Annotated in this window: 2 pseudogenes; one reads left to right on the plus strand and one right to left on the minus strand. The window is 70.4% G+C overall.

Features of this window, described 5'->3' with window-relative positions:
- Nucleotides 1-431, plus strand: a pseudogene (locus I73_RS31820) (N-acetylmuramoyl-L-alanine amidase); the annotation flags it as partial.
- On the opposite strand, the pseudogene I73_RS28600 reads toward I73_RS31820, so the two are convergent.
- Nucleotides 421-666, minus strand: a pseudogene (locus tag I73_RS28600) (tryptophan synthase subunit alpha); the annotation flags it as partial. The pseudogenes I73_RS31820 and I73_RS28600 sit on opposite strands and share 11 nt — an antisense overlap.

A 666-nucleotide genomic window follows, 5' to 3' on the forward strand; every position in this document is an offset into this window, starting at 1 on the left:
CCGCGCCCCGTCCCACCGCGGCCCAGCGTGACCGCATCAACCGGCTGATCGTGGTGGCCATCGACCCGGGCCACGGCGGCGAGGACCCGGGCGCCATCGGTCCCACGGGCCTGCGCGAGAAGGACGTGGTGCTGCAGATCGCCATGGCCCTGCGCGATCGGCTGAACGACCGCCCCAACATGCGGGTCATGCTGACCCGCGACGCCGACTTCTTCGTGCCGCTGCAAGAACGTGTGGCCAAGGCCCGCCGCGTGCAGGCCGACCTCTTCGTCTCGGTCCATGCCGATGCCTTCTTCACGCCCCAGGCCCGCGGCGCCAGCGTGTTCGCACTGAGCGACCGTGGCGCCAGCAGCGCGGCCGCGCGCTGGATGGCCCAGCGCGAGAACGCCGCCGACGTGGTGGGCGGCGTCAACGCCAACACCAAACATAGCCGGTGGCAATCTGACCCACCTGGGCCATGCGGGCCTCGGTGGAGGTGGGCGCCAGCAGGAAGATCAGGTCCAGCCCGTGCGCCTTCAGCTTGGCTGCGAACTCGGCGCACTCCTCGGGCGGATAGTCCACGATCAGCACGCCATCGACCCCAGCGGCCGCGGCATCCTTCACGAAGGCGTCGGCACCGTGTTTCTGGTCGTAGCGCTCCACGGGGTTGGCGTAGCCCATCAGCAC

This window comes from Ideonella sp. B508-1 (assembly GCF_000333615.1).
Taxonomy (GTDB): domain Bacteria; phylum Pseudomonadota; class Gammaproteobacteria; order Burkholderiales; family Burkholderiaceae_C; genus Ideonella.